This window comes from Pseudomonas sp. GW821-FHT10B02 (assembly GCF_059415665.1).
The window spans coordinates 1-22,110 of record NZ_JBWKNR010000028.1 but is presented as its reverse complement, the minus strand read 5'-3'; the positions used below and the strand labels follow the sequence as shown (position 1 = coordinate 22,110).

17 protein-coding genes and 1 tRNA gene are annotated in these 22,110 nt (G+C 61.8%); 2 read left to right on the top strand and 16 right to left on the bottom strand.

From position 1 onward, the window contains the following. Position 1: 1 nt before the first annotated feature. The 16 genes from AC07OF_RS25400 to leuC all read right to left on the bottom strand — a co-directional run bounded on the left by AC07OF_RS25400 (position 2) and on the right by leuC (position 17,587). Positions 2–77, bottom strand: a tRNA-Val gene (locus AC07OF_RS25400). A 94-nt stretch (positions 78–171) separates the two neighbouring features. After that, a complete protein-coding gene (locus tag AC07OF_RS25395) occupies positions 172–930 on the bottom strand; it encodes an SDR family oxidoreductase (protein WP_167335142.1) in 759 nt (252 codons plus the stop codon). A gap of 11 nt (positions 931–941) precedes the next feature. After that, positions 942–2,153 (bottom strand): O-succinylhomoserine sulfhydrylase, encoded by a 1,212-nt coding sequence (locus tag AC07OF_RS25390; protein WP_495073661.1) that lies wholly within the window; start codon positions 2,151–2,153, stop codon positions 942–944. A 15-nt stretch (positions 2,154–2,168) separates the two neighbouring features. After that, a complete protein-coding gene (gene purF / locus AC07OF_RS25385) occupies positions 2,169–3,674 on the bottom strand; it encodes an amidophosphoribosyltransferase (protein ID WP_038608689.1) in 1,506 nt (501 codons plus the stop codon). Positions 3,675–3,715: 41 nt separating this feature from the next. Beyond that, positions 3,716–4,270, bottom strand: a complete 555-nt coding sequence (locus tag AC07OF_RS25380) for a CvpA family protein (RefSeq protein ID WP_038608687.1) — start codon at positions 4,268–4,270, stop codon at positions 3,716–3,718. Between the two features lie 99 nt (positions 4,271–4,369). After that, positions 4,370–5,047, bottom strand: a complete 678-nt coding sequence (locus tag AC07OF_RS25375) for an SPOR domain-containing protein (RefSeq protein ID WP_495073660.1) — start codon at positions 5,045–5,047, stop codon at positions 4,370–4,372. After that, positions 5,031–6,338 carry a bifunctional tetrahydrofolate synthase/dihydrofolate synthase gene (folC, locus tag AC07OF_RS25370; RefSeq protein ID WP_495073659.1) on the bottom strand — a complete coding sequence of 436 codons (1,308 nt, stop codon included), beginning with the start codon at positions 6,336–6,338 and terminating at the stop codon, positions 5,031–5,033. The genes AC07OF_RS25375 and folC overlap by 17 nt, the downstream gene beginning before the upstream one ends. Further along, positions 6,335–7,255, bottom strand: coding sequence for an acetyl-CoA carboxylase, carboxyltransferase subunit beta (accD, locus tag AC07OF_RS25365; RefSeq protein ID WP_038608679.1), 921 nt, complete (start codon positions 7,253–7,255; stop codon positions 6,335–6,337). Before accD ends, folC begins: the two co-directional genes overlap by 4 nt. Positions 7,256–7,536: 281 nt before the next feature. After that, positions 7,537–8,157 carry a phosphoribosylanthranilate isomerase gene (locus AC07OF_RS25360; RefSeq protein WP_191831991.1) on the bottom strand — a complete coding sequence of 207 codons (621 nt, stop codon included), beginning with the start codon at positions 8,155–8,157 and terminating at the stop codon, positions 7,537–7,539. A 38-nt stretch (positions 8,158–8,195) separates the two neighbouring features. Then, positions 8,196–9,071 (bottom strand): tRNA pseudouridine(38-40) synthase TruA, encoded by an 876-nt coding sequence (gene truA / locus AC07OF_RS25355; RefSeq protein WP_191831992.1) that lies wholly within the window; start codon positions 9,069–9,071, stop codon positions 8,196–8,198. Positions 9,072–9,161: 90 nt separating this feature from the next. Next, positions 9,162–11,906, bottom strand: coding sequence for a FimV/HubP family polar landmark protein (locus tag AC07OF_RS25350; protein ID WP_495073658.1), 2,745 nt, complete (start codon positions 11,904–11,906; stop codon positions 9,162–9,164). Positions 11,907–11,978: 72 nt separating this feature from the next. Further along, positions 11,979–12,989 (bottom strand): aspartate-semialdehyde dehydrogenase, encoded by a 1,011-nt coding sequence (locus AC07OF_RS25345; RefSeq protein WP_157191755.1) that lies wholly within the window; start codon positions 12,987–12,989, stop codon positions 11,979–11,981. A 146-nt stretch (positions 12,990–13,135) separates the two neighbouring features. Then, the gene (gene asd / locus AC07OF_RS25340) at positions 13,136–14,248 is read right to left on the bottom strand and encodes an aspartate-semialdehyde dehydrogenase (protein ID WP_010223256.1); all 1,113 of its coding nucleotides are present in this window, start codon (positions 14,246–14,248) and stop codon (positions 13,136–13,138) included. A 68-nt stretch (positions 14,249–14,316) separates the two neighbouring features. Continuing rightward, entirely contained in the window at positions 14,317–15,399 is a 1,083-nt protein-coding gene (leuB, locus tag AC07OF_RS25335) for a 3-isopropylmalate dehydrogenase (RefSeq protein ID WP_038608670.1), read from the bottom strand. 113 nt (positions 15,400–15,512) lie between these two features. After that, on the bottom strand, positions 15,513–16,157 hold the full coding sequence (gene leuD / locus AC07OF_RS25330; RefSeq protein ID WP_038608667.1) for a 3-isopropylmalate dehydratase small subunit: 645 nt from the start codon (positions 16,155–16,157) through the stop codon (positions 15,513–15,515). Beyond that, positions 16,154–17,587 (bottom strand): 3-isopropylmalate dehydratase large subunit, encoded by a 1,434-nt coding sequence (gene leuC, locus AC07OF_RS25325; protein ID WP_157191752.1) that lies wholly within the window; start codon positions 17,585–17,587, stop codon positions 16,154–16,156. The genes leuD and leuC overlap by 4 nt, the downstream gene beginning before the upstream one ends. A 132-nt stretch (positions 17,588–17,719) precedes the next feature. Between leuC and AC07OF_RS25320 the strand changes: the two genes are divergently transcribed. Next, positions 17,720–18,610 carry a LysR family transcriptional regulator gene (locus AC07OF_RS25320; RefSeq protein ID WP_038608663.1) on the top strand — a complete coding sequence of 297 codons (891 nt, stop codon included), beginning with the start codon at positions 17,720–17,722 and terminating at the stop codon, positions 18,608–18,610. A gap of 54 nt (positions 18,611–18,664) precedes the next feature. Then, positions 18,665–21,958, top strand: coding sequence for a sensor domain-containing protein (locus tag AC07OF_RS25315; RefSeq protein ID WP_157191751.1), 3,294 nt, complete (start codon positions 18,665–18,667; stop codon positions 21,956–21,958). Positions 21,959–22,110: the final 152 nt, after the last annotated feature.

Below are 22,110 nucleotides of genomic sequence, written 5' to 3'. Positions count from 1 at the left end.
GTGGTGGGTGATGACGGGATCGAACCGCCGACCCTCTGCTTGTAAGGCAGATGCTCTCCCGGCTGAGCTAATCACCCGTGTGCTTCGCTGAGGTGGCGAAATTTACGCAGGTATCGAACCTAAGTCAATACCCCCATTGAAGTTTTTTTCAAAAAGGGCAAAAAAGCAGTGTTACGTGTAGATCATCTTCTTGGTCATGCCACCGTCGACCACGAACTCCTGGCCAGTGACGAAGCCGGCATTGCGCGACAGCAGCCAGGCAACCATGGCGGCCACGTCTTCCACCGTCCCTACCCTGCCCGCCGGATGCTGGGCATGATCGGTTTCGCTCAGCGGCTCGGCGCGACGCTGGGACGGGTCCCGCGCGTCGATCCAGCCAGGACTCACGGCATTGACGCGGATCTCCGGCCCCAGGCTCACGGCCAGCGCATGGGTGAGTGCCAGCAGGCCACCCTTGCTTGCCGCATAGGCCTCTGTATCGGGTTCGGATTGAGCGGCACGGGTCGACGCCAGGTTGACGATGGCCCCGCCGTGAGCGCGCAGATAAGGCGCACAGTGCTTGGCCAGCAGCATCGGGCCACCCAGGTTGACCGCCAGCACGCGATTCCAGTAAGCCAGGCTGAGGGTTTCCAGGGTGGTGTTGTGCGGATCGGCTATGGCCGCATTGCACACCAGCGCGTCGAGACGACCGAACTGGCCCAACACTTCGGCCACCCCGGTCTTGACCTGGGTTTCATCGGCTACATCCATGCCGATGAACCAGGCATTGTCTCCCAGCACCTTGGCCGCCTTGGCGCCGCGCACCCGATCGAGGTCAGTGAGCACCACCTGCCAGCCCTCGGCGATCAGCCAGGCCGCAATGCCCAGGCCGATCCCCCGTGCCGCACCGGTCACCAGCGCGACGCGGCCGTTATGGCTGCTGTCGCTCACCGACCAGTCGATCACAGCGCCGCCAGACCGCGGGCCAGGTCGGCCTTGAGGTCAGTCACATCTTCCAGGCCCACGGCCACCCGGATCAGGCTGTCGCGAATGCCTGCGGCTTCACGTTCCTGCGGCGACAGACGGCCGTGGGACGTGGTGCCCGGATGGGTGATGGTGGTCTTGCTGTCGCCCAGGTTGGCGGTGATCGAGATCAGTCGCGTGGCATCGATGAAGCGCCAGGCGCCCTCTTTGCCACCCTTGACCTCAAAGCTCACCACGGCACCGAAGCCGCTCATCTGCTGCTTGGCCAGCTCGTGCTGCGGATGGCTCTGCAGCCCGGCGTAGTGGACCTTTTCAATGCCGTCCTGCTGCTCCAGCCACTCGGCCAGGGCTTGCGCGTTGGCACAGTGGGCACGCATACGCAGGTTGAGGGTTTCCAGGCCCTTGAGGAAGATCCAGGCGTTGAACGGGCTCAGCGACGGCCCCGCGGTGCGCAGAAAGCCCACCACTTCCTTCATCTGCTCGCTACGCCCGGCAACCACACCGCCCATGCAACGACCCTGGCCGTCGATGAACTTGGTCGCCGAATGCACGACGATGTCAGCGCCCAGCTTCAGCGGCTGCTGCAAGGCTGGTGTACTGAAACAGTTGTCGACCACCAACTGCGCGCCCTTGGCGTGAGCAATCTCGGCCAGTGCGACGATATCCACCAGCTCGGCCAGCGGGTTGGACGGCGACTCGACGAACAGCAGCTTGGTGTTGGCCTTGATTGCCGCGTCCCAGCCAGCGAGATCCACCAGCGGTACGTAGTCGACCTGCACACCGAAACGCTTGAAGTACTTTTCGAACAGGCTGATGGTCGAACCGAACACGCTCTGGGAGACCAGCACGTGGTCACCCGCGCTGCACAGGGCCATCACCGTGGAGAGGATTGCCGACATACCGGTGGAAGTAGCCACCGCCTGCTCGGCGCCTTCCAGGGCGGCAATGCGCTCTTCGAACGCGCGTACGGTCGGGTTGGTGTAGCGTGAATAGACGTTGCCTGGAACCTCGCCGGCGAACCGTGCAGCGGCGTCGGCCGCTGTCCGGAACACGTAGCTGGAGGTGAAGAACAGCGGATCGCTGTGCTCACCTTCCGGCGTGCGATGCTGGCCGGCGCGTACCGCCAGCGTGTCAAAAGCGACCCCTTCGAGGTCGCTGTCCAGGCGCCCGGCATCCCATTCCTGTGTCATGCCGCTGCTCCTAACTCAGTTGTTGTAGAGGTCGATGATCGCGCTGACCGCCTGATTCTTGACCTTGGAGGCGTCGTTGCGCGCCTGCTCGATCTTGTCCAGGTAGGCCTCGTCGATGTCGCCGGTCACGTACTTGCCGTCGAACACCGCGCAGTCGAAATGCTCGATCTTGATCTTGCCACCACCAACCGCTTCGATCAGATCCGGCAGGTCCTGGTAGACCAGCCAGTCGGCGCCGATCAGCTCGGCGACATCTTCGGTGCTGCGGTTGTGGGCGATCAGTTCATGAGCGCTCGGCATATCGATGCCGTAGACGTTAGGGTAACGCACAGCCGGCGCTGCCGAGCAGAAGTAGACGTTCTTCGCCCCGGCTTCGCGGGCCATCTGAATGATCTGTTTGCAGGTGGTGCCACGGACGATGGAATCATCCACCAGCATCACGTTCTTGCCTCGGAATTCCAGTTCGATGGCGTTGAGCTTCTGGCGCACCGACTTCTTGCGCGCGGCCTGGCCGGGCATGATGAAGGTACGGCCGATGTAGCGGTTCTTGACGAAGCCTTCACGGAACTTGACGCCCAGGTGGTTGGCCAGTTCCAGCGCGGCGGTACGGCTGGTGTCAGGAATCGGGATGACCACGTCGATGTCGTGATCCGGACGCTCGCGCAGGATCTTCTCGGCCAGCTTCTCGCCCATGCGCAGACGCGCCTTGTAGACCGAGACACCGTCGATGATCGAGTCAGGACGCGCCAGGTAGACGTGTTCGAAGATGCACGGCGACAGCTGCGGATTGGTCGCGCACTGACGGGTGTGCAGCTTGCCTTCTTCGGTGATGTACACCGCTTCGCCCGGCGCCAGGTCGCGGATCAGGGTGAAGCCGAGGACATCGAGGGAAACGCTTTCGGAAGCGATCATGTACTCCACGCCTTCGTCGGTATGACGCTGGCCGAAGACGATCGGGCGAATGCCGTTAGGGTCACGGAAGCCAACGATGCCGTAGCCGGTGATCATCGCCACCACTGCATAACCACCTACACAGCGGTTGTGCACGTCAGTGACCGCAGCGAACACGTCTTCTTCGGTCGGCTGCAGCTTGCCGCGCACCGCCAGCTCGTGGGCGAAGACGTTGAGCAGGACTTCAGAGTCGGAACTGGTGTTGACGTGGCGCAGGTCGGACTCGTAGATCTCCTTGGCCAACTGTTCAACGTTGGTCAGGTTGCCGTTGTGCGCCAGGGTGATGCCGTATGGCGAGTTGACGTAGAACGGCTGAGCCTCGGCCGAGGTCGAGCTGCCCGCAGTCGGGTAACGCACATGGCCGATCCCCATGTGTCCGACCAGGCGCTGCATATGGCGCTGCTGGAACACATCACGGACCAGACCGTTGTCCTTGCGCAGGAATAACCGGCCATCATGGCTGGTCACAATACCGGCAGCGTCCTGGCCGCGGTGCTGGAGGACGGTTAGCGCGTCATACAGCGCCTGATTGACGTTCGACTTACCGACGATACCGACGATGCCACACATGCGACGCAACCCCTACTTAATGAAACTGGACTGAGCAGCTCTCAAGGCGTTTTGGGCCCCAGAAGCTGATCCTTGAACGGGAGATCAGCCGGTGCGCTGATCCCGCTGGCTAGCCACTGGCTGGTGAACCCCAGAATGAGGTTTTTCGACCAGTCAGCCACCAATAGAAATTGTGGTATCAGGCGAGATTCCTGCCACCACTGATCCTGTTGTACCGGCCCCAGGCTCAACAGCCCGACAGCCACCACCACCAGCAAGGCTCCACGGGCGGCACCGAAGGCCATGCCCAGGAAGCGGTCGGTCCCGGAAAGCCCGGTGACGCGAATCAGCTCGCCAATGAGAAAATTGATCATGGCCCCCACCAGCAGGGTGGCGACGAAAAGAATGGCACATCCGGCGATGACCCGGGCCGAAGGCGTCTGGATGTAAGACTCCAGGTACTGCGACAGCGAGCCACCGAACATCCAGGCCACAGCGCCGGCAATGATCCAGGTAAGCAGCGACAAGGCTTCTTTGACAAAGCCGCGCTTGAGACTGATCAGCGAAGAAATGGCGATGATCGCGAAAATCGCCCAGTCGACCCAGGTAAATGCCACAGTGTTGCCTGCAAACGGATAAGGCGGCGCATTTTACCAGAGCAGCGGGCTGTCGGTAAGCAGTGATTTACCGCCCGGCGCTGGCCGGGCGACGATCAATCAGCTGCGCTCAGGCTGGAAGCGTACGACGATACCGTTGAGCTTCTGCTGGCGGCTGATCACATCACGCAGGCGTTCGGCCTCGGCGCGCTCGATCAACGGCCCGACATACACCCGGTTCATGCCGCCGGCCGAGCGGATATAGGCGTTGTAGCCCTGGCTGCGCAGGGTTTTCTGCAGGTTCTCGGCGCCGGCCCGATTGGACAGGCTGGCCAATTGCACCGACCAGCTGACCGGCAGGCCATTGGCGTCGATCTTGCCTGCCGCAGGCTTGGTCGCGCTGGCGACGGCAGGCGCTGGCTGGGTTTGCGGCTTGGCCGCTGGCGGCGGCGTTGCAGGCTTGGCCGCAACGGCGGGTGCCGGCGCTGGCGCCGGGGCAGGTACTGGCACCGCAACGGGCGCGGGAGCAATCGGCGTACTTGGCGCCTGGACTGGCGCGGTGGACTCGTCGACGATCACCGGGCTTTCTTCTGGCAAAACCTGAGGTTCAGGCACCGGCACAGGTTCGACCTGCACCTGCGCCATGCTCGGCGCGGCGGGGGCTTCAGGCGCCTCGACGCGTACTTGACGCATCTCGTCTTCCCGGGAAAACAGCATCGGCAGGAAGATAACCGCCAGTGCCACCAGCACCAGCGCACCTACCATCCGTTGTTTGACCACTTTATCCAGCAATGCCATTTGCCCCATCCTCCGTGGCCTGTCGATCCAGCCACTGCAAGGCTTCGCCGACACAGAAAAACGATCCGAACAGCAGGATTTCATCATCCGCCGTTGCCAGCGCGCACTGCCCGTCAAGGGCTGCTGCCACGCTGGAATAAGACTTCACATCAGTACCGAGGTTCGCCAGCGCCGCTTCAAGCTCGCTAGCAGGACGGCTGCGCGCAGTATCCAGGGGCGCAACTGCCCAACCCTGAACCGCACCCAGCAAGGGCTGCACCACCCCGGCCAGATCCTTGTCGGCCAACAAGCCGAACACTGCCAGGCGCTTGCCCGCTACCGGCCGTTCAGCCAGGCGCTGAGCCAGGTACTCGGCAGCGTGCGGGTTATGGCCGACATCCATGAGGATAGTCAACGCCTTGCCTTGCCAGCGAAACGCCCGACGATCCAGGCGACCAACCATCCGCGTGGACTGCAGGACCGTGGCAATCTGCCCGGCATCCCAAGGCAGATCCATCAGCAAATAAGCCTGCAGCGCCAATGCGGCGTTTTCCATTGGCAGATCGAGCAGCGGCAGGTTGTGCAGTTCGACCTGCTGGCCGCGGCTATCCACGCCCCGCCACTGCCAGTACTTATCAGTGCTGGCCAGGTCGAAATCACGACCGCGCAGGAAGAACGGGCAAGCCAGCTCACGTGCCTTGTCCAGCAGCGGTTGCGGCGGATTCAGGTCGCCGCACAGCGCAGGCTTGCCCTGACGGAAGATACCGGCCTTTTCGAAGGCCACCGACTCACGGGTATCGCCCAGGTAATCGGCATGATCAACACCGATGCTGGTGACCAGCGCCATATCGGCATCGACAATATTGACCGTATCCAGGCGCCCGCCCAGGCCGACTTCAAGCACCACGGCATCCAGCGCTGACTGCTTGAACAGCCAGAACGCCGCCAGGGTACCGGCTTCGAAATAGGTCAGGGAAGTTTCACCGCGAGCAGCTTCAACGGCGGCAAACGCCTCGCACAATTGCTGATCGGCGGCTTCTTTGCCGTCAATCTGCACACGCTCGTTGTAACGCAGCAGGTGCGGCGAACTGTAGACCCCGACCTTGAGCCCCTGGGCACGCAACAGGGCGGCCACGAAGGCGCAGGTCGAGCCCTTGCCATTGGTACCGGTCACGGTAATCACCCGTGGCGCCGGCTTGTCCAGCCCGAGCCTGGCCGCAACCTGTTGCGAACGCGCCAGGCCCATGTCGATGGCCGAGGGGTGCAACTGCTCGAGATAGGCGAGCCAGTCGCCAAGGGTACGTTGGGTCATACGGTGGCAGGCGCCGGCGGCACGACGATCGGCTCAACGACCGGCTCGACGAACTTCGGCGTCGGCAGGCCCATCATCTGTGCCAGCAGGTTGCCCAGGCGATGGCGCAGCTCCTGACGCGGAATGATCATGTCGATGGCACCGTGCTCCAGGAGGAACTCGCTGCGCTGGAAGCCTTCTGGCAGCTTCTCACGCACGGTTTGCTCGATCACCCGAGGACCTGCGAAGCCGATCAGGGCCTTTGGCTCACCGACGATTACGTCGCCGAGCATTGCCAGGCTCGCGGAGACACCGCCGTAGACCGGGTCGGTCAGCACCGAGATGAACGGAATGCCTTCTTCGCGCAGACGCGCCAGTACCGCCGAGGTCTTGGCCATCTGCATCAGCGAGATCAGCGCTTCCTGCATGCGGGCACCACCGGAGGCCGAGAAGCAGACCATCGGGCAGCGGTTTTCCAGGGCGTAGTTGGCGGCGCGCACGAAGCGCTCACCGACGATGGCACCCATCGAGCCGCCCATGAACGAGAATTCGAAGGCGCTGACCACGACCGGCATACCCAGCAGGGTGCCGCTCATGGAAATCAGGGCGTCTTTTTCGCCGGTCTGCTTCTGGGCAGCGGTCAGGCGGTCCTTGTACTTCTTGCCATCACGGAACTTCAGGCGGTCGACCGGTTCCAGGTCGGCCCCCAGCTCGGCGCGGCCTTCGGCATCCAGGAAGATGTCAATGCGCGCACGCGCGCCAATGCGCATGTGGTGGTTGCACTTGGGGCAGACATCCAGGGTCTTTTCCAGCTCCGGACGATACAGCACGGCTTCGCAGGATGGGCATTTGTGCCACAGCCCTTCAGGTACCGAACTTTTCTTCACCTCGGAACGCATGATCGAAGGGATCAGTTTGTCTACTAACCAGTTGCTCATGCTTTCTTTCTCCAGTAACGACGACCGGCAGGCTTTGGCTGCCAGGTTCGCGCGTATGCCCTTGAGCTCAATTCATGTATGACGCGATGATGGACCGGCTCCGGCACCCCGCGTACAGCGAGGTGCCCCGATACCGCTCCATCGTCAACCTGTAAAAGCGACGCCTGTGGCGTCACCCGGTAATTTCGACCGGCCCATGGGCGCGATCCGGCAGCAACGGGCTGCGAAAGCTATGGACGATGGCGCGCGGCCAGCCGTCACATCCACAACAACAGACGTCATCACGCCTGTTTGACCGCCTTGATAAAGGCCTCGATCCGCGCGGCATCCTTGATGCCCTTGGCTTGTTCGACACCACCGCTGACATCCACGGCATAAGGCCGCACCTGGGCGATGGCACGTGCAACGTTATCCGGCGACAGACCACCGGCCAGGATGATCGGCTTGCTCAGTTTTTCCGGCACCAGCGACCAGTCGAATGCTTCACCGGTACCTCCCGGCACGCCGGCGACATAAGTGTCGAGAAGAATCCCGCTGGCCTCGCTGTACAGCTTGCACGCCGCCTCCAGATCATCCCCCGGGCGTACCCGCAAGGCCTTGATCCAAGGCCTGTTATGACCGGCGCAATCGGCCGGGGTTTCATCGCCGTGGAACTGCAGCAGATCCAGCGGCACCGCGTCGAGGATCTCGCCCAGCTCGCAACGGCTGGCATTGACGAACAGCCCCACGGTGGTCACGAACGGCGGCAACGCGGCGATGATCGCCCGCGCCTGCTGCACATCGACCGCCCGCGGGCTCTTGGCATAGAACACCAGACCAATGGCATCAGCGCCTGCCTCAGCCGCTGCCAACGCGTCCTCAATGCGGGTAATCCCACAGATTTTGCTGCGAACGGCGCTCATGAGCTGTGAACCTCGGCTGATCTTGAAAGTCCCGGATGTTAGCAAATGGCGTGTGGGTCGTCAGCCGCCAGTGACTCGTAACCGGTGAGAAAGTGTGGGCCGATGTAACGCTCGGGCAAGGCGAACTCGTCGTGGTACTCCACCTGTACCAGGTACAAGCCGAACGGATGGGCGGTGACGCCACCTGTGCGCCGCTCACGACTCTCCAGCACTTCCCGGGCCCACTCCACCGGACGCTCGCCGGCACCGATGGTCATCAATACCCCGGCGATGTTACGCACCATATGGTGCAGGAAGGCGCTGGCACGGATATCCAGGACAATCATCTTGCCGTGACGGGTCACGCGCAGGTGATGGATGTTCTTGATTGGCGACTTGGCCTGGCACTGACCGGCACGGAAGGCGCTGAAGTCATGAGTGCCGACCAGGTACTCGGCGGCCAGGGCCATGCGTTCGACATCCAGCGGCCGGTGGTTCCAGGTAACTTCCTGGCCCATGTGCGCCGGGCGGATCTGATCGTTGTAGATCACGTAGCGATAGCGCCGGGCAATGGCTTTGAAGCGGGCATGAAAATGCGCCGGCATTTCCTTGGCCCAGGCCACGCTGATGTCGTGCGGCAGGTTGATGTTGGCGCCCATGGTCCAGGCTTTCATGCTGCGCACTACCTGAGTGTCGAAATGCACGACCTGACCGCAGGCGTGTACACCCGCGTCGGTGCGCCCGGCACAGAGCAGCGTAACGGGCGAATCGGCAACTTTGGACAACGCCTCTTCGAGGGTTTGCTGAACGCTTGGCACGCCATCGGCCTGGCGCTGCCATCCGCGGTAGCGCGAGCCTTTGTATTCGACGCCCAGGGCGATGCGGAAGAAGCCTTCGGCCGCCGCTTCGGCAACCGTGTTATCAATGATTTCCAAGAAGATACAGCCTGTCGATTTAGCAGATGGCGGGAATTATAACGACAACGGCAGCCACCAGGGCTGCCGTCGGACGTACAAGGGCAGGACTCAGACCAGACGCGAAAGCATCTCTTCGGCTTCCTGCTTCTGGGCATCGCTACCCTCTTTGCACACTTCGTCGAGAATGTCGCGGGCACCGTCATGATCGCCCATGTCGATGTAGGCGCGCGCCAGGTCGAGCTTGGTCGCAGCCTCATCGGCGCCGCCCAGGTAGTCGAACTCCAGGTCATCACCGAGATCGTCGCTCAAGGCGTCTTGCGCGGTGAAGTGCGGCTCGATCGAGGGTTGCTCCAGGCTTTGCGACAGCTTGTCGAGCTCGGCGTTGACGTCATCGAGCTCGGAAGCAAAGCTCTTGGCGGCATCGGACTCGTCATCCAGCGACAGCGACAGGTCGAAATCTTCCGGCAGCTCCAGCTCGCTCAATGGGTCGAATTCCGGCATGGTCTCGTCGAAGGCGGCCAGTTCGGCAGCGATATCGACGGGCTCATCAAGTGCCGGCACGGCAGCGTGATCGCCGACTACATCGAGATCGAAATCAGACAAGTCGTCGAGCGTGACAGGGGCTTGCTCGGCCGGCACTTCAAGTTCCGGCTCGGCAGCTGGCGCTTCGAGCACAGGCTCGGGCGCAAAGTCCGCCACCTCAATTTCTGGCGCAGACTCGCCAAGCTGCAGCGGCTCGTTCAGATCCAGACCTTGCAGGTCATCGTCCAGACTCAGGTCGAAGGCGCTGTCCAGGTCATCCTCGGCCAGCGGCTCCAGTGCCGACTCCAGCTCAGGCTCCAACTCGGCGACCGGTGCAGGCTCTGGCTCTGGCTCTGGCTCTGATTCTGGTTCTGGTTCTGGTTCTGCTTCTGATTGCACTTCAGGTTGTGCCTGCGGCTCATCCTGCAACAGTGCCTGGACGTACTGGGCGTCCAGCTCGGCAGCCAGGGCTGCCGCACCAAGGCCACCGGCTGCAGCCAATGCCACCATGGCCGGGAAACGGCTCTTGAGGGCTTCGACATCAGCATGGTTCTGACCGGTAGCGATCAACTGGCGTTCATGACCGACAAAGGCGTCACGGTCGCCCTGACGTGCATAGACTTCCATCAGCTTAAAGCGCAGGTCACTACGTCCCGGCGCCGCAGCCACTGCGGGCTCCAGCAGATCAGCAGCATGATTCAGGCGACCACGGGCAATGCTCGCTTGCACTTCATCGAGCAGCGCATCACCACTTGGCGCTGGTGCTGCGTCGGCGGCCGGGGCAACCAACGGCGCAGCCATTGGTTGCGGCTGGGCAGGCGCTTGCTCAAGCGGCTTGACCTCAGCCTTCCTGGTTTCCACGGCAGGCGCTTCAGCAGCACTGGCCGCCGCAGCCGAGGCGGCCACCACCGCCGGTGCCAGCGTCACGCTTGGCGCTGGCACTTCCAGGCCTTCGAAGCTGCTTGGCGGCAGGTCCAGGTCTGGACCGCGCTCACCCTCTTCAGCCAGTGCCCGGGCCATGCGCAGGTGTTTTTCCGCTTCCTGATCGGCTTTGCGCTTACGCGCCAGCAGCAACAGCAACAGGAGCAGCACCAGCAACGCGGAAGCACCGATCAGCGCCAGCAACACAGGATTGCCGAGCAGGTCGTCGAGCATCTTGCTGGAACTGCCAGCATTCGCCTCTTCGGCTGCAGGTGCCGGGCTGTCGAGCGGCGCGGTATCGACCGCTGCAGGTGCCGGAGTAGCGACCGGCTCGCCTGGCGCCGGCTGCAACTCGGCGGAAATGGCCGGCTGCTGAGCGGCTTCAGGCGCAGCCTCCTGATCGGCAGCCCCCTGAGCTTCGAGCCTGGCCAACTGATCGCTTTTCAGTGCGATCAGGCGCTCCATCTTGTCCAGCTGGCTCTGCAGATCGCTCATGCGACTTTTCAATTCGGCGTTGTCACGCCGCGTGGTATCGAGGCGTTCCTCAGCAACGGCGAGTTTATCGCTGACGGCTTTGCCATCTCCGGCAGCCGTTTTGCTGCCAGGTGCTACCAGGCGCAGGTTGTCCTGATTGGCAATCCGCGCCGGAGCCGCCTCGGTGCCGGTGCGGCGAGTGGCGTCCAGTTGCCGGGCACGTGGGCCCAGGCGCCGACCTTCACGCCAGGCGGCGTACTGCGCGGCAACCTCAGCAACAGCCTCGCCCTGAGGAATGCTCATGACCTGCTGCTGATCGGGCAGGCGCAGGACCTGACCGGTTTTCAGCAGGTTGATATTACCGTTGATAAAGGCATCGGGGTTCAACGCCTGGATAGCCAGCATGGTCTGCTGCACCGAGCCGCCCTGACGGGCTTTCGAGGCGATCTCCCACAGCGTGTCACGCCGCACCGTGGTGTAGTTGGCCGGTGCGCTGACCGCCGGGCTGATCGCCGACTCAGGCTTGGCCCCCGGCAATGCAGCCTGGTTGACCAGCACGCTGTAATCGCGCAGCAGGCGCCCGCTCGGCCACATCACCTGAACCAGGAACTTGACCATCGGTGCCGGCAGCGCCTGGCTGGAGGTCACCCGCAATACGCTCTTGCCGTTGGGATTGATCACCGGCGTGAAGGTCAAGTCGTTGAGGTAGGCCGGACGCTCGATCCCGGCCTTGGCGAACTCTTCGGCTGGCGCCAGGCTCGGAGCCATTTCAGCGGCGGTCAGATCGCGTACATCGAGCAGTTCGATTTCGGCATCCAGCGGCTGGTTCTGCGCCGACTTGAGGGTCAGTTCGCCCAAGCCGAGGGCATGCGCCATACCGGACGACAGCGCCGACGCCGCGGCTATTGCTAAGACCAGTTTGCGAATTCGAAGCATGACCTCTTCCTTTGAAAGAACCGTCCCCGGCGACCGAGCAAAATCTCGGTAAAAATTAGCTGCAAGTATCTTTTACACAACATGTTTTATCAACAATTGCGCCAACTGCACGGCGTTCAAGGCCGCGCCTTTGCGCACGTTGTCGGTGGTCAACCAGAGGTTGAGTTGCTCGGCTTCGTCGATTCCACCGCGCACCCGTCCAACATAGACCACGTCCTGGCCGACTGCGTCACCGACCGGGGTCGGGTAATCGCCCTCTTCGACCAGCTCGATGCTGTCAGCCGCTTCCAACGCAGCATTGACTGCCTTGAGGTCGATCGGTTCACGACTTTGCACCGATACACTGTAGCTATCGCCGAAAAACACCGGGACTTGAATACAGCTGACGGAAATCTTCAGCGCCGGCAAGTCCAGCACCTCGCGCAATTCGCTAACCAGACGACGCTCCAGCGCGCCATGCCCATCAGCATCGTTGGCGCCCACCTGGGCCAGCAGATTGAAGGCCATTTGCCGGTCAAAGAAGCGCGGCTCCAGAGGACGTGCATTGAGCAGTTCGGCGGTCTGCCGCGCCAGCTCATTGACTGCTTCGCGGCCTTGGGCCGAGACTGCCAGGCAGGCGGTAACATTGACCCGCTCGATGTCGAGCAGACCTTTGAGCGGAGCCAGGGCAACGGCCAATGCCACTGCGCCGGCACTTGGGCTGCTGACCTGCAGCGGCTTGGGCAGGTTTTCGAGCCGTGCGGCGTTGGCCTCAGGCACCAACGCTGGCGCCTGCTCGGCGAGCAAGCCGCCAGACAGATCGATCACAGCGCAACCGGCCGCCTGGGCCCGCGGGGCAAAACTGCGGGTGACGGAAGGGCCGGCAGCGAAAAAGGCCAGTTTGACCTTGCTGAAATCGAAGCTGTCGACCTCGCGCACGCGCAGACTCTTGTTGCGGAACATAACACCGCTGCCGGCTGACTCGTTGCTGGCCAGCAGGTGCAGGGTGCCCACCGGAAAATCCTGCTCTTCGAGAATCTGCACGAGGGTTTCACCGACAGTACCGGTGGCACCGATCACGGCAATATCAATAGGCTGGCTCATGGGGAAATCCTCTGCTGGAACGGCGGGAGCGGCACTTTACACCACAATCGCGGGGCAAGCCCGCTCCCACCGTTTTTCGCGGTTAGTCGCCAACAAAAAAGCCCGCGCTGTCTCCAGCACGGGCTTTCGGTCCAATCAGCGTCAGATCAACGCTCCAGCAAAATCCGCAGCATGCGGCGCAGCGGCTCGGCCGCGCCCCACAGCAGCTGGTCGCCAACAGTGAAGGCGCCCAGGTATTGCGAACCCATGTTCAGCTTGCGCAGACGACCCACCGGAATGTTCAAGGTACCGGTGACATTGGTCGGGCTCAGCTCCTGCATGCTGATTTCGCGCTGGTTCGGTACCAGCTTCACCCACGGGTTGTGCTGGCTGATCATGCCTTCGATATCGGCGATCGGCACATCTTTGTTCAGCTTGATGGTCAGCGCCTGGCTGTGGCAACGCATCGCACCGATGCGCACGCAGATGCCGTCGACCGGAATCGGGCTCTTGAAGCGACCGAGGATCTTGTTGGTCTCGGCCTGGGCTTTCCACTCTTCACGGCTCTGGCCGTTAGGCAGTTCCTTGTCGATCCACGGGATCAGGCTGCCGGCCAGCGGCACACCGAAGTTTTCGGTCGGGTAGGCTTCGCTGCGCATGGCCTCGGCAACCTTGCGGTCGATGTCGAGGATGGCGCTGGCCGGGTTGGCCAGGTCGTCCGCCACAGCGGCGTGGGTCGCGCCCATCTGGCGGATCAGCTCGCGCATGTTCTGCGCGCCGGCACCGGAAGCCGCCTGATAGGTCATGGCGCTCATCCACTCGACCAGGCCAGCCTCGAACAAACCACCCAGGCCCATCAGCATCAGGCTGACGGTGCAGTTGCCACCGATGTAGTTCTTGGTGCCCGCGTCGAGCTGCTGGTCGATGACCTTGCGGTTGACCGGGTCAAGGACGATGACCGCGTCATCCTGCATACGCAGGCTGGAGGCGGCGTCGATCCAGTAACCCTGCCAGCCGGCTTCGCGCAGCTTGGGGAACACTTCGTTGGTGTAGTCGCCACCCTGACAGGTCAGGATCACATCGAGGGTCTTGAGTTCTTCAATGCTGTACGCGTCCTTGAGCGGAGCAATATCCTTGCCCACAGCCGGACCCTGGCCACCTACGTTGGAAGTGGTGAAGAACACCGGCTCGATGAGATCGAAATCCTGCTCTTCCAGCATCCGCTGCATGAGCACGGAACCGACCATACCGCGCCAACCGATCAGACCTACACGTTTCATCGCAACTACACCTTTGCTAAAAAGTGGGCCGCTGCTTCACAAGGAAAAACAGCAGCGGGCCCGAGAGATTACAGATTCCGCAGCGCTGCGACTACTGCGTCGCCCATTTCCTGCGTACCTACCTTGCTGCAACCGGCCGACCAGATGTCACCCGTGCGCAGCCCCTTATCCAGCACCAGGCTGACGGCGTTTTCAATAGCTTCGGCTGCCGCCTGCTGATTGAAGCTGTAACGCAGCATCATCGACACCGACAAAATGGTTGCCAGCGGGTTGGCAATGCCCTGCCCGGCGATGTCTGGCGCCGAGCCGTGGCACGGTTCGTACATGCCCTTGTTGTTGGCATCCAGGGACGCTGAAGGCAGCATGCCAATGGAGCCGGTGAGCATGGAAGCTTCATCCGACAGGATGTCACCAAACATGTTATCGGTGACCATCACATCGAACTGCTTGGGTGCACGAACCAGCTGCATGGCGGCGTTGTCGACATACATGTGGCTGAGCTCCACATCCGGGTAGTCCTTGGCCACCTCTTCGACGATTTCGCGCCACAACTGGCTGGAAGCCAGGACGTTGGCCTTGTCCACCGAGCAGAGTTTCTTGCCGCGAACCCGGGCCATGTCGAAACCGACACGGGCGATACGGCGGATTTCGCTCTCGCTATACGGCAGGGTGTCGTAGGACTGACGCTCGCCACCTTCCAGCTCGCGGGTACCGCGCGGGGCGCCAAAGTAGATGCCACCGGTCAGCTCGCGAACGATGAGGATGTCCAGACCGGAAACGATTTCCGGCTTCAACGAGGAGGCGTCGGCCAGCTGCGGATAGAGGATGGCCGGACGCAGGTTGGCGAACAGGCCCAGTTGCGAACGGATCTTCAGCAGGCCGCGCTCAGGACGGATGTCACGCTCGATCTTGTCCCACTTGGGGCCTCCCACGGCGCCCAGCAATACAGCGTCGGCCTGACGCGCGCGCTCCAGGGTCTCATCAGCCAGCGGCACGCCGTGCTTGTCGATGGCCGCGCCACCGATCACATCATGGGACAGGCTGAAGCCGAGCTGAAACTTGTCGTTGGCCAGCTCCAGCACCTTGACCGCCTCGGCCATGATTTCCGGACCAATGCCATCACCTGGAAGAATCAGAATCTGCTTGCTCATGGGTTCCTCGTGTTCAAATCAAGCGAAAAGTAATCAGCATCATCGCGGGGCAAGCCCGCTCCCACAGCGTTTCCACTACCGGTGGGAGCGGGCTTGCCCTGCGATGTTTTCAATCAAACATCACGAAACAACCAAGGCTGACTAGCCCGATGCTTGGCTTCGAACGTGGCAATCGCGTCACTGTCCTGCAAAGTCAGACCGATATCGTCCAGACCGTTGAGCAAGCAGTGTTTACGAAACGCATCGATTTCGAAACTCAATACTTTGCCATCTGGGCGGGTCACTGTCTGCGCCTGCAAGTCGATGGTCAACTGGTAGCCAGGGTCGGCTTCGACCTGCTTGAACAGTTCATCGACTTCTTCATCGCTGAGGATGATCGGCAGCAAGCCGTTCTTGAAGCTGTTGTTGAAGAAAATGTCGGCGTAGCTCGGCGCGATGATACTGCGGAAACCGTACTCTTCGAGGGCCCATGGCGCATGCTCACGGCTCGAACCGCAACCGAAGTTCTCGCGGGCGAGCAACACGCTGGCGCCCTGGTAACGGTCGTGGTTCAAGACGAAGTCCGGGTTCTTCGGGCGCTTGCTGTTGTCCTGATACGGCTGACCGACATCCAGGTAACGCCACTCATCGAACAGGTTGGGGCCAAAGCCGGTGCGTTTGATCGACTTGAGGAACTGCTTGGGAATGATCTGGTCGGTGTCGACGTTGGCGCGATCCAACGGCGCAACCAGGCCGGTGTGCTGGGTAAAGGCTTTCATGCTGCGCTCCCTTGGATCAACTCACGTACGTCGACAAAACGACCGGTTACAGCGGCGGCGGCGGCCATGGCCGGGCTCACCAGGTGGGTACGACCGCCAGCACCCTGACGGCCTTCGAAGTTACGGTTGGAGGTCGAGGCGCAATGCTCGCCACTCTCCAGGCGGTCCGGGTTCATCGCCAGGCACATCGAGCAGCCCGGCTCACGCCATTCGAAACCGGCTTCGAGGAAGATCTTGTCCAGGCCCTCTTTCTCGGCCTGGGCTTTGACCAGACCCGAGCCCGGCACGACGATGGCCTGCTTGATGGTCGCAGCCACCTTGCGGCCCTTGGCGATCTCGGCAGCGGCGCGCAAGTCTTCGATCCGCGAGTTGGTGCACGAACCGATGAAGACCCGGTCGAGCTGGATATCGGTGATCGCCTGGTTGGCGCTCAAGCCCATGTACTTCAAGGCACGCTCAATGGAACCGCGCTTGACCAGATCGGCTTCGGCAGCCGGATCCGGCACGCGCTGATCAACCGCCAGGACCATTTCCGGCGAGGTGCCCCAACTGACCTGTGGCTTGATCTGTGCGGCGTCCAGCTCGATCACTGTGTCAAACACCGCATCGGCGTCGGATACCAGGTCTTTCCAGGCTTCTACCGCCTGATCCCACTGCTCGCCTTTAGGCGCATATGGACGACCCTTGACGTAGGCCACGGTTTTTTCATCGGTCGCCACCAGGCCCACGCGGGCACCGGCTTCGATGGACATGTTGCAGATGGTCATGCGGCCTTCGACGGACAGCTCGCGAATCGCGCTACCGGCGAACTCCATCGCGTGGCCGTTGCCACCGGCAGTGCCGATCTTGCCAATCACCGCCAGGACGATGTCCTTGGCCGTGACGCCGAACGGCAACTGACCTTCGACGCGCACCAGCATGTTTTTCATTTTCTTGGCCACCAGGCACTGGGTCGCGAGCACGTGCTCGACTTCCGAGGTACCGATGCCATGGGCCAGGGCGCCAAAGGCACCATGGGTGGAGGTGTGCGAGTCGCCGCACACCACGGTCATGCCCGGCAAGGTTGCGCCCTGCTCCGGGCCGATGACGTGGACGATGCCCTGACGCACGTCATTCATCTTGAATTCGGTGATGCCATACTCGTCGCAGTTTTCATCGAGGGTCTGCACCTGCAAACGCGACACCTGGTCGACAATGGCGTCGATACCGCCCTTGCGTTCCGGGGTGGTCGGCACGTTGTGGTCAGGCGTGGCGATGTTGGCATCGATGCGCCAGGGTTTGCGGTTGGCCAGGCGCAGGCCTTCGAAGGCTTGCGGTGACGTCACTTCGTGAATGATGTGACGGTCGATATAGATCAGCGCCGAACCATCGTCGCGCTGCTTGACCAAATGCGAATCCCAGAGCTTGTCGTAGAGCGTTTTGCCGGCCATCAGACTGTTCCTCATCAGCGTCTTTCTATGCCAATAACCACTTGGCTTGTACGGACGATGCTATGACGGTAGATTGAATAACTCAAATTCATAATTTTTATGCTTTGGATAACCCGGAGGAATAGCTAAGCAGTGGACTTCGCCAACCTCAATGCCTTTATCGCCGTGGCTGAAACCGGCAGCTTTTCCGGCGCGGGCGAGCGCCTGCACCTCACCCAGCCAGCCATCAGCAAGCGTATTGCCGGACTGGAACAGCAACTGGATGTGCGCCTGTTCGATCGCCTGGGCCGCGACATCAATCTCACCGAGGCTGGCCGCGCCTTGCTGCCGCGCGCTTATCAGATCGTCAACGTACTGGATGATACTCGCCGCGCCTTGAGCAATCTCACCGGTGAAGTGACCGGTCGCCTGACCCTTGCCACCAGCCACCATATCGGCTTGCATCGCTTGCCTCCGGTTTTACGGGCGTTCACCCGCCAGTACCCGGCAGTGGCATTGGATATTCAGTTCCTGGATTCAGAAGCCGCCTACGACGAGATACTCCATGGCCGCGCCGAAATAGCGGTAATCACCCTGGCACCCGAACCGCACCCGCTGGTTCAAGCCGTGCCGGTGTGGAACGACCCGCTGGATTTCGTCGCCTCCCCGGAGCATCCACTGGCGTGCAATGGCCCGGTAAGCCTTGCCGATATCGCCCATCACCCGGCGGTTTTCCCTGGCGGCAACACATTTACCCACCATATTGTCCAACGCCTGTTCGAAGCCCAGGGACTGACGCCGAACATCGCCATGAGCACCAACTACCTGGAAACCATCAAGATGATGGTTTCCATCGGCCTGGCCTGGAGTGTGCTGCCGCGAACCATGCTCGATGAGCAGGTTGCGCCTATCGCTTTGCCGGGCATACAGCTGTCGCGCCAGCTAGGCTACATTCTGCACACCGAACGGACGTTATCGAATGCGGCCAAGGCCTTCATGGCACTGCTCGACAGCCACGCAGGTGGCCACGAGCCAATGAGGTAAATCCCGGCCAGAACAACTCTCAAGGACGCGTCACCTGCCAAAGGTCTGGTATCGATGCCCAAATCAGCGAACCGCTTTCCGCGTCTGCCGCGCATCCATGCGGCAGACCCCCAGGTATTGGAGCAGACCTGGGAAAATGCACCGCAACTGCTGGCGGCGTTGAATGGCGCGCGCCTGGGCGCCTGGTTCTGGGATGTCGAGACCGGCCAGATCGGCTGGTCCAGGGGAACCCAGGCGCTGTTCGGCTTTGACCCCGAACAACCGCTACCCAACGACCTGGATTACCTCGACCTGCTGCCAGCCGAAGACCGCGCGCGCACCTTGCAGGCCTTTAATGCGGTCCTCAACGGCGAGCCGGTGGAACAAGCCTTGCGCCACCGCATCCGCTGGCCCGACGGCAGCCTGCACTGGCTGGAAATCAATGGCAGCCTGGCCAAGGACAAGCACGGCCGCCCCCAGATGATCGGAGTGATACGCGAAATCACCCGCCAGCGGGAGCGCGAAACCGCGCTGATCAATTCGGAAAAGCGCTTTGCCACGCTGTTTCATCTGAGCCCCAATGTGGTGCTGCTGACCCGCCGCTCCGATGGCCTGATCCATGAGGTCAATCAGCACTTCGAACAGACGCTCGGCTGGCCCGGCCACCAGGTGATCAACAAAACCACCATCGAGCTTGGTCTGTGGGCCAATCCACAACAGCGCAACCTGGTGCTCGAAGCCACGCGTGGCAACAGCGGCCCGGTCACTCTGGAAGTGCAGTTCTGCGCCAGCAACGGCAAGGTCCATGACGGTATCCTCAGCACCCAGAACATCGAACTCGAAGGCACGGTCTACCTGCTCAGCACTTTTGTCGACACCAGTGAGCGCAAACGCGCCGAACAGGCCCTCAAGGACAGCCAGGAACGCCTGGACCTGGCTCTGGATTCCGCCCAGATGGGCACCTGGGACTGGCATATCCCCAGCGGCATGCTCTATGGCTCGGCACGTGCCGCCGAACTGCACGGTCTGGAACCGGTGCCTTTCCACGAATCCTTCGAGGCGTTTTTCGAGGGTGTGCCGGAGCTCGAACGCCGCAACATGCACAAGGCCTATCGCAGCCTGCGCGAAGGTCCGGCCGGCAACTACCAGATCACCTACCAGATCCAGCTGGAAAACGGCACCTCGCGCTACATTGAAAGCCGTGCCCGGCTGTACCGCGACGAACAGGGCAAACCGCTGCGCATGGCCGGCACCCTGCTCGACATCACCGACCAGGTTGAACGTGAGCAACGCCTGACCAGCTCGGAAGAAAAATTCGCCAGCCTGTTCCAGGCCAGCCCCGATCCGATCTGCGTGACGCGCCAGGACAGCGGTCAGTTCATCGAGATCAATCCGGCATTCACCCAGACCTTCGGCTGGGACGCCCAGCACGTGATCGGCCACACTGCCGAAGAAATCGGCTTGTGGGCCGAGTCTGCCGAACGTGCCCGGCGCATCGAACAGGTGATTCGCGACGAAGCCCTGAACAATGTCGCCGTGGCGATCAATCACAAAGACGGCCAGCCCCTGACCTGCGTGATCTCCAGCCGCCTGATCACCGTCGACGATCAGCCTTGCAGCGTCACCACCCTGCGCGACATCACTCAACAACAACGGGCCGAAGCTGCGCTCAAATCCAGCGAAGAGAAGTTCGCCAAAGCTTTCCACTCCAGCCCCGACGCCATCACCATTACCGAACTCGACAGCGGCCGCTATCTGGAGGTCAACGATGGTTTCTGCCGGTTGACGGGCTACAGCGCCAGCGAAGTGATCGGCCGCACCGCGAACGAAATCGGCATCTGGGCCGACGACAAACAGCGTGCGATCCTGACCTCGGAACTACAGGAAAAGGGCCGGGTGCACCACCGGGAGATGCTCGGGCGCAACAAACGTGGGGAAATCCTCACCGTCGAGGTGTCGATCGAACCGATTGTCCTCAACGAGTCGCAATGCCTGCTGCTCACGGCCCGTGATGTCAGCCAGCTGAAGAACGCCCAGGCGCAGATCCGCCACCTGGCCTACCACGACCCGCTGACCAACCTGCCTAACCGCGCGCTGTTGATGGATCGCCTGAGCCAGCAGATCGCTTTGCTCAAACGCCACAACTTGCGCGGCGCCCTGCTGTTTCTCGACCTTGACCACTTCAAGCACATCAATGACTCCCTCGGCCATCCGGTCGGCGACACGGTGCTGAAAATCATCACCGCACGCCTGGAAGCCAGCGTGCGCCTGGAAGACACCGTGGCGCGCTTGGGGGGCGATGAATTCGTGGTACTGATCAGCGGCCTGGAAGGCAGCCGCGACGAAGTCACGGAAAAAGTCCGCGAGCTGGCCGATACCTTGCGCCAATTACTGGCTGAACCGATGTCCCTCGATGGTCAGCGCCTGCAGGTTACGCCAAGCATCGGCGTGGCCTTGATTCCCGATCATGGCTCGACCCCGGCCGACCTGCTCAAACGCGCCGACATTGCCCTGTATCGGGCCAAAGACTCCGGACGCAACACCACCCAGCTGTTCCACACCACCATGCAAAAAGCCGCCAGCGAACGCTTGCGCATGGAAAGCGACCTGCGCCTGGCCCTGGCCCGTGGCGAACTGGCCCTGCACTTCCAGCCCCAGGTCGACGCCCGTGACAATCGCATTATCGGCGCCGAAGTGCTGTTGCGCTGGCACCACCCGCAGCTGGGTCAGCAGCCGCCAGCGCAGTTCATCCAGGTGCTGGAAGAAAGCGGGCTGATTCTCGAAGTCGGCAGCTGGATACTCGACGAAGCCTGCGATGCCTGTGCCGGCATGTTGCGTGACCATTTGATCGACGCCGACGACTTCAGCCTGTGCGTAAACATCAGCCCGCGACAGTTCCGCCAGAACGATTTTGTCGAGCGGGTGCTGCGCAGCCTTGATGACTTTCGCCTGCCCTACAAAATGCTCAAGCTGGAGATCACCGAAGGTATCGTCATCCAGAACCTGGAAGACACCATCAACAAGATGCGTGAGCTCAAGCGTTATGGGGTGAGCTTTGCCATGGACGATTTCGGTACCGGGTATTCGTCGCTGACCTACCTCAAGCGGCTGCCGGTGGATGCGCTGAAGATCGACCAGTCGTTTGTCCGCGATGCGCCAGAGGATCCCAACGATGCGGAGATCGTCCGCGCCATTGTAGCCATGGCCCGGAGCCTGGATCTGGCGGTGATTGCCGAAGGGGTGGAGCTGTCTGAGCAGCTGGAGTTTCTGGAGCGGCTGGGGTGTTATTTGTATCAGGGGTATTTGCACAGCCGGCCGTTGCCGTTGGGGGAGTTTCGGCGGTTGTTGCTGGAAACGCCGGCGCTGTAAGGGTTGGGGTTGGGGTTGACGCCCCATTCAATGGCTTTACGAGTTGTGGGCATATCCGTTGGCGGCGGTGGCGCCAAGTCACCTTTCCGCCCTTACGGCGGGTCCCTTTGGCAAACGCCCCAAAGGAACACAAAGGGCTTGCCCCACCAGGG

Excerpts from the sequence above, each read along its gene's own strand:
- AC07OF_RS25315 (WP_157191751.1), top strand. The coding sequence starts at position 18,665 with ATGCCCAAATCAGCGAACCGCTTTCCGCGTCTGCCGCGCATCCATGCG.
- leuC (WP_157191752.1), bottom strand. The coding sequence starts at position 17,587 with ATGGCCGGCAAAACGCTCTACGACAAGCTCTGGGATTCGCATTTGGTC.
- AC07OF_RS25345 (WP_157191755.1), bottom strand. The coding sequence starts at position 12,989 with ATGAGCCAGCCTATTGATATTGCCGTGATCGGTGCCACCGGTACTGTC.
- AC07OF_RS25375 (WP_495073660.1), bottom strand. The coding sequence starts at position 5,047 with ATGGCATTGCTGGATAAAGTGGTCAAACAACGGATGGTAGGTGCGCTG.
- leuB (WP_038608670.1), bottom strand. The coding sequence starts at position 15,399 with ATGAGCAAGCAGATTCTGATTCTTCCAGGTGATGGCATTGGTCCGGAA.
- folC (WP_495073659.1), bottom strand. The coding sequence starts at position 6,338 with ATGACCCAACGTACCCTTGGCGACTGGCTCGCCTATCTCGAGCAGTTG.
- leuD (WP_038608667.1), bottom strand. The coding sequence starts at position 16,157 with ATGAAAGCCTTTACCCAGCACACCGGCCTGGTTGCGCCGTTGGATCGC.
- AC07OF_RS25350 (WP_495073658.1), bottom strand. The coding sequence starts at position 11,906 with ATGCTTCGAATTCGCAAACTGGTCTTAGCAATAGCCGCGGCGTCGGCG.
- AC07OF_RS25390 (WP_495073661.1), bottom strand. The coding sequence starts at position 2,153 with ATGACACAGGAATGGGATGCCGGGCGCCTGGACAGCGACCTCGAAGGG.
- AC07OF_RS25360 (WP_191831991.1), bottom strand. The coding sequence starts at position 8,157 with ATGAGCGCCGTTCGCAGCAAAATCTGTGGGATTACCCGCATTGAGGAC.
- asd (WP_010223256.1), bottom strand. The coding sequence starts at position 14,248 with ATGAAACGTGTAGGTCTGATCGGTTGGCGCGGTATGGTCGGTTCCGTG.
- accD (WP_038608679.1), bottom strand. The coding sequence starts at position 7,255 with ATGAGCAACTGGTTAGTAGACAAACTGATCCCTTCGATCATGCGTTCC.
- purF (WP_038608689.1), bottom strand. The coding sequence starts at position 3,674 with ATGTGTGGCATCGTCGGTATCGTCGGTAAGTCGAACGTCAATCAGGCG.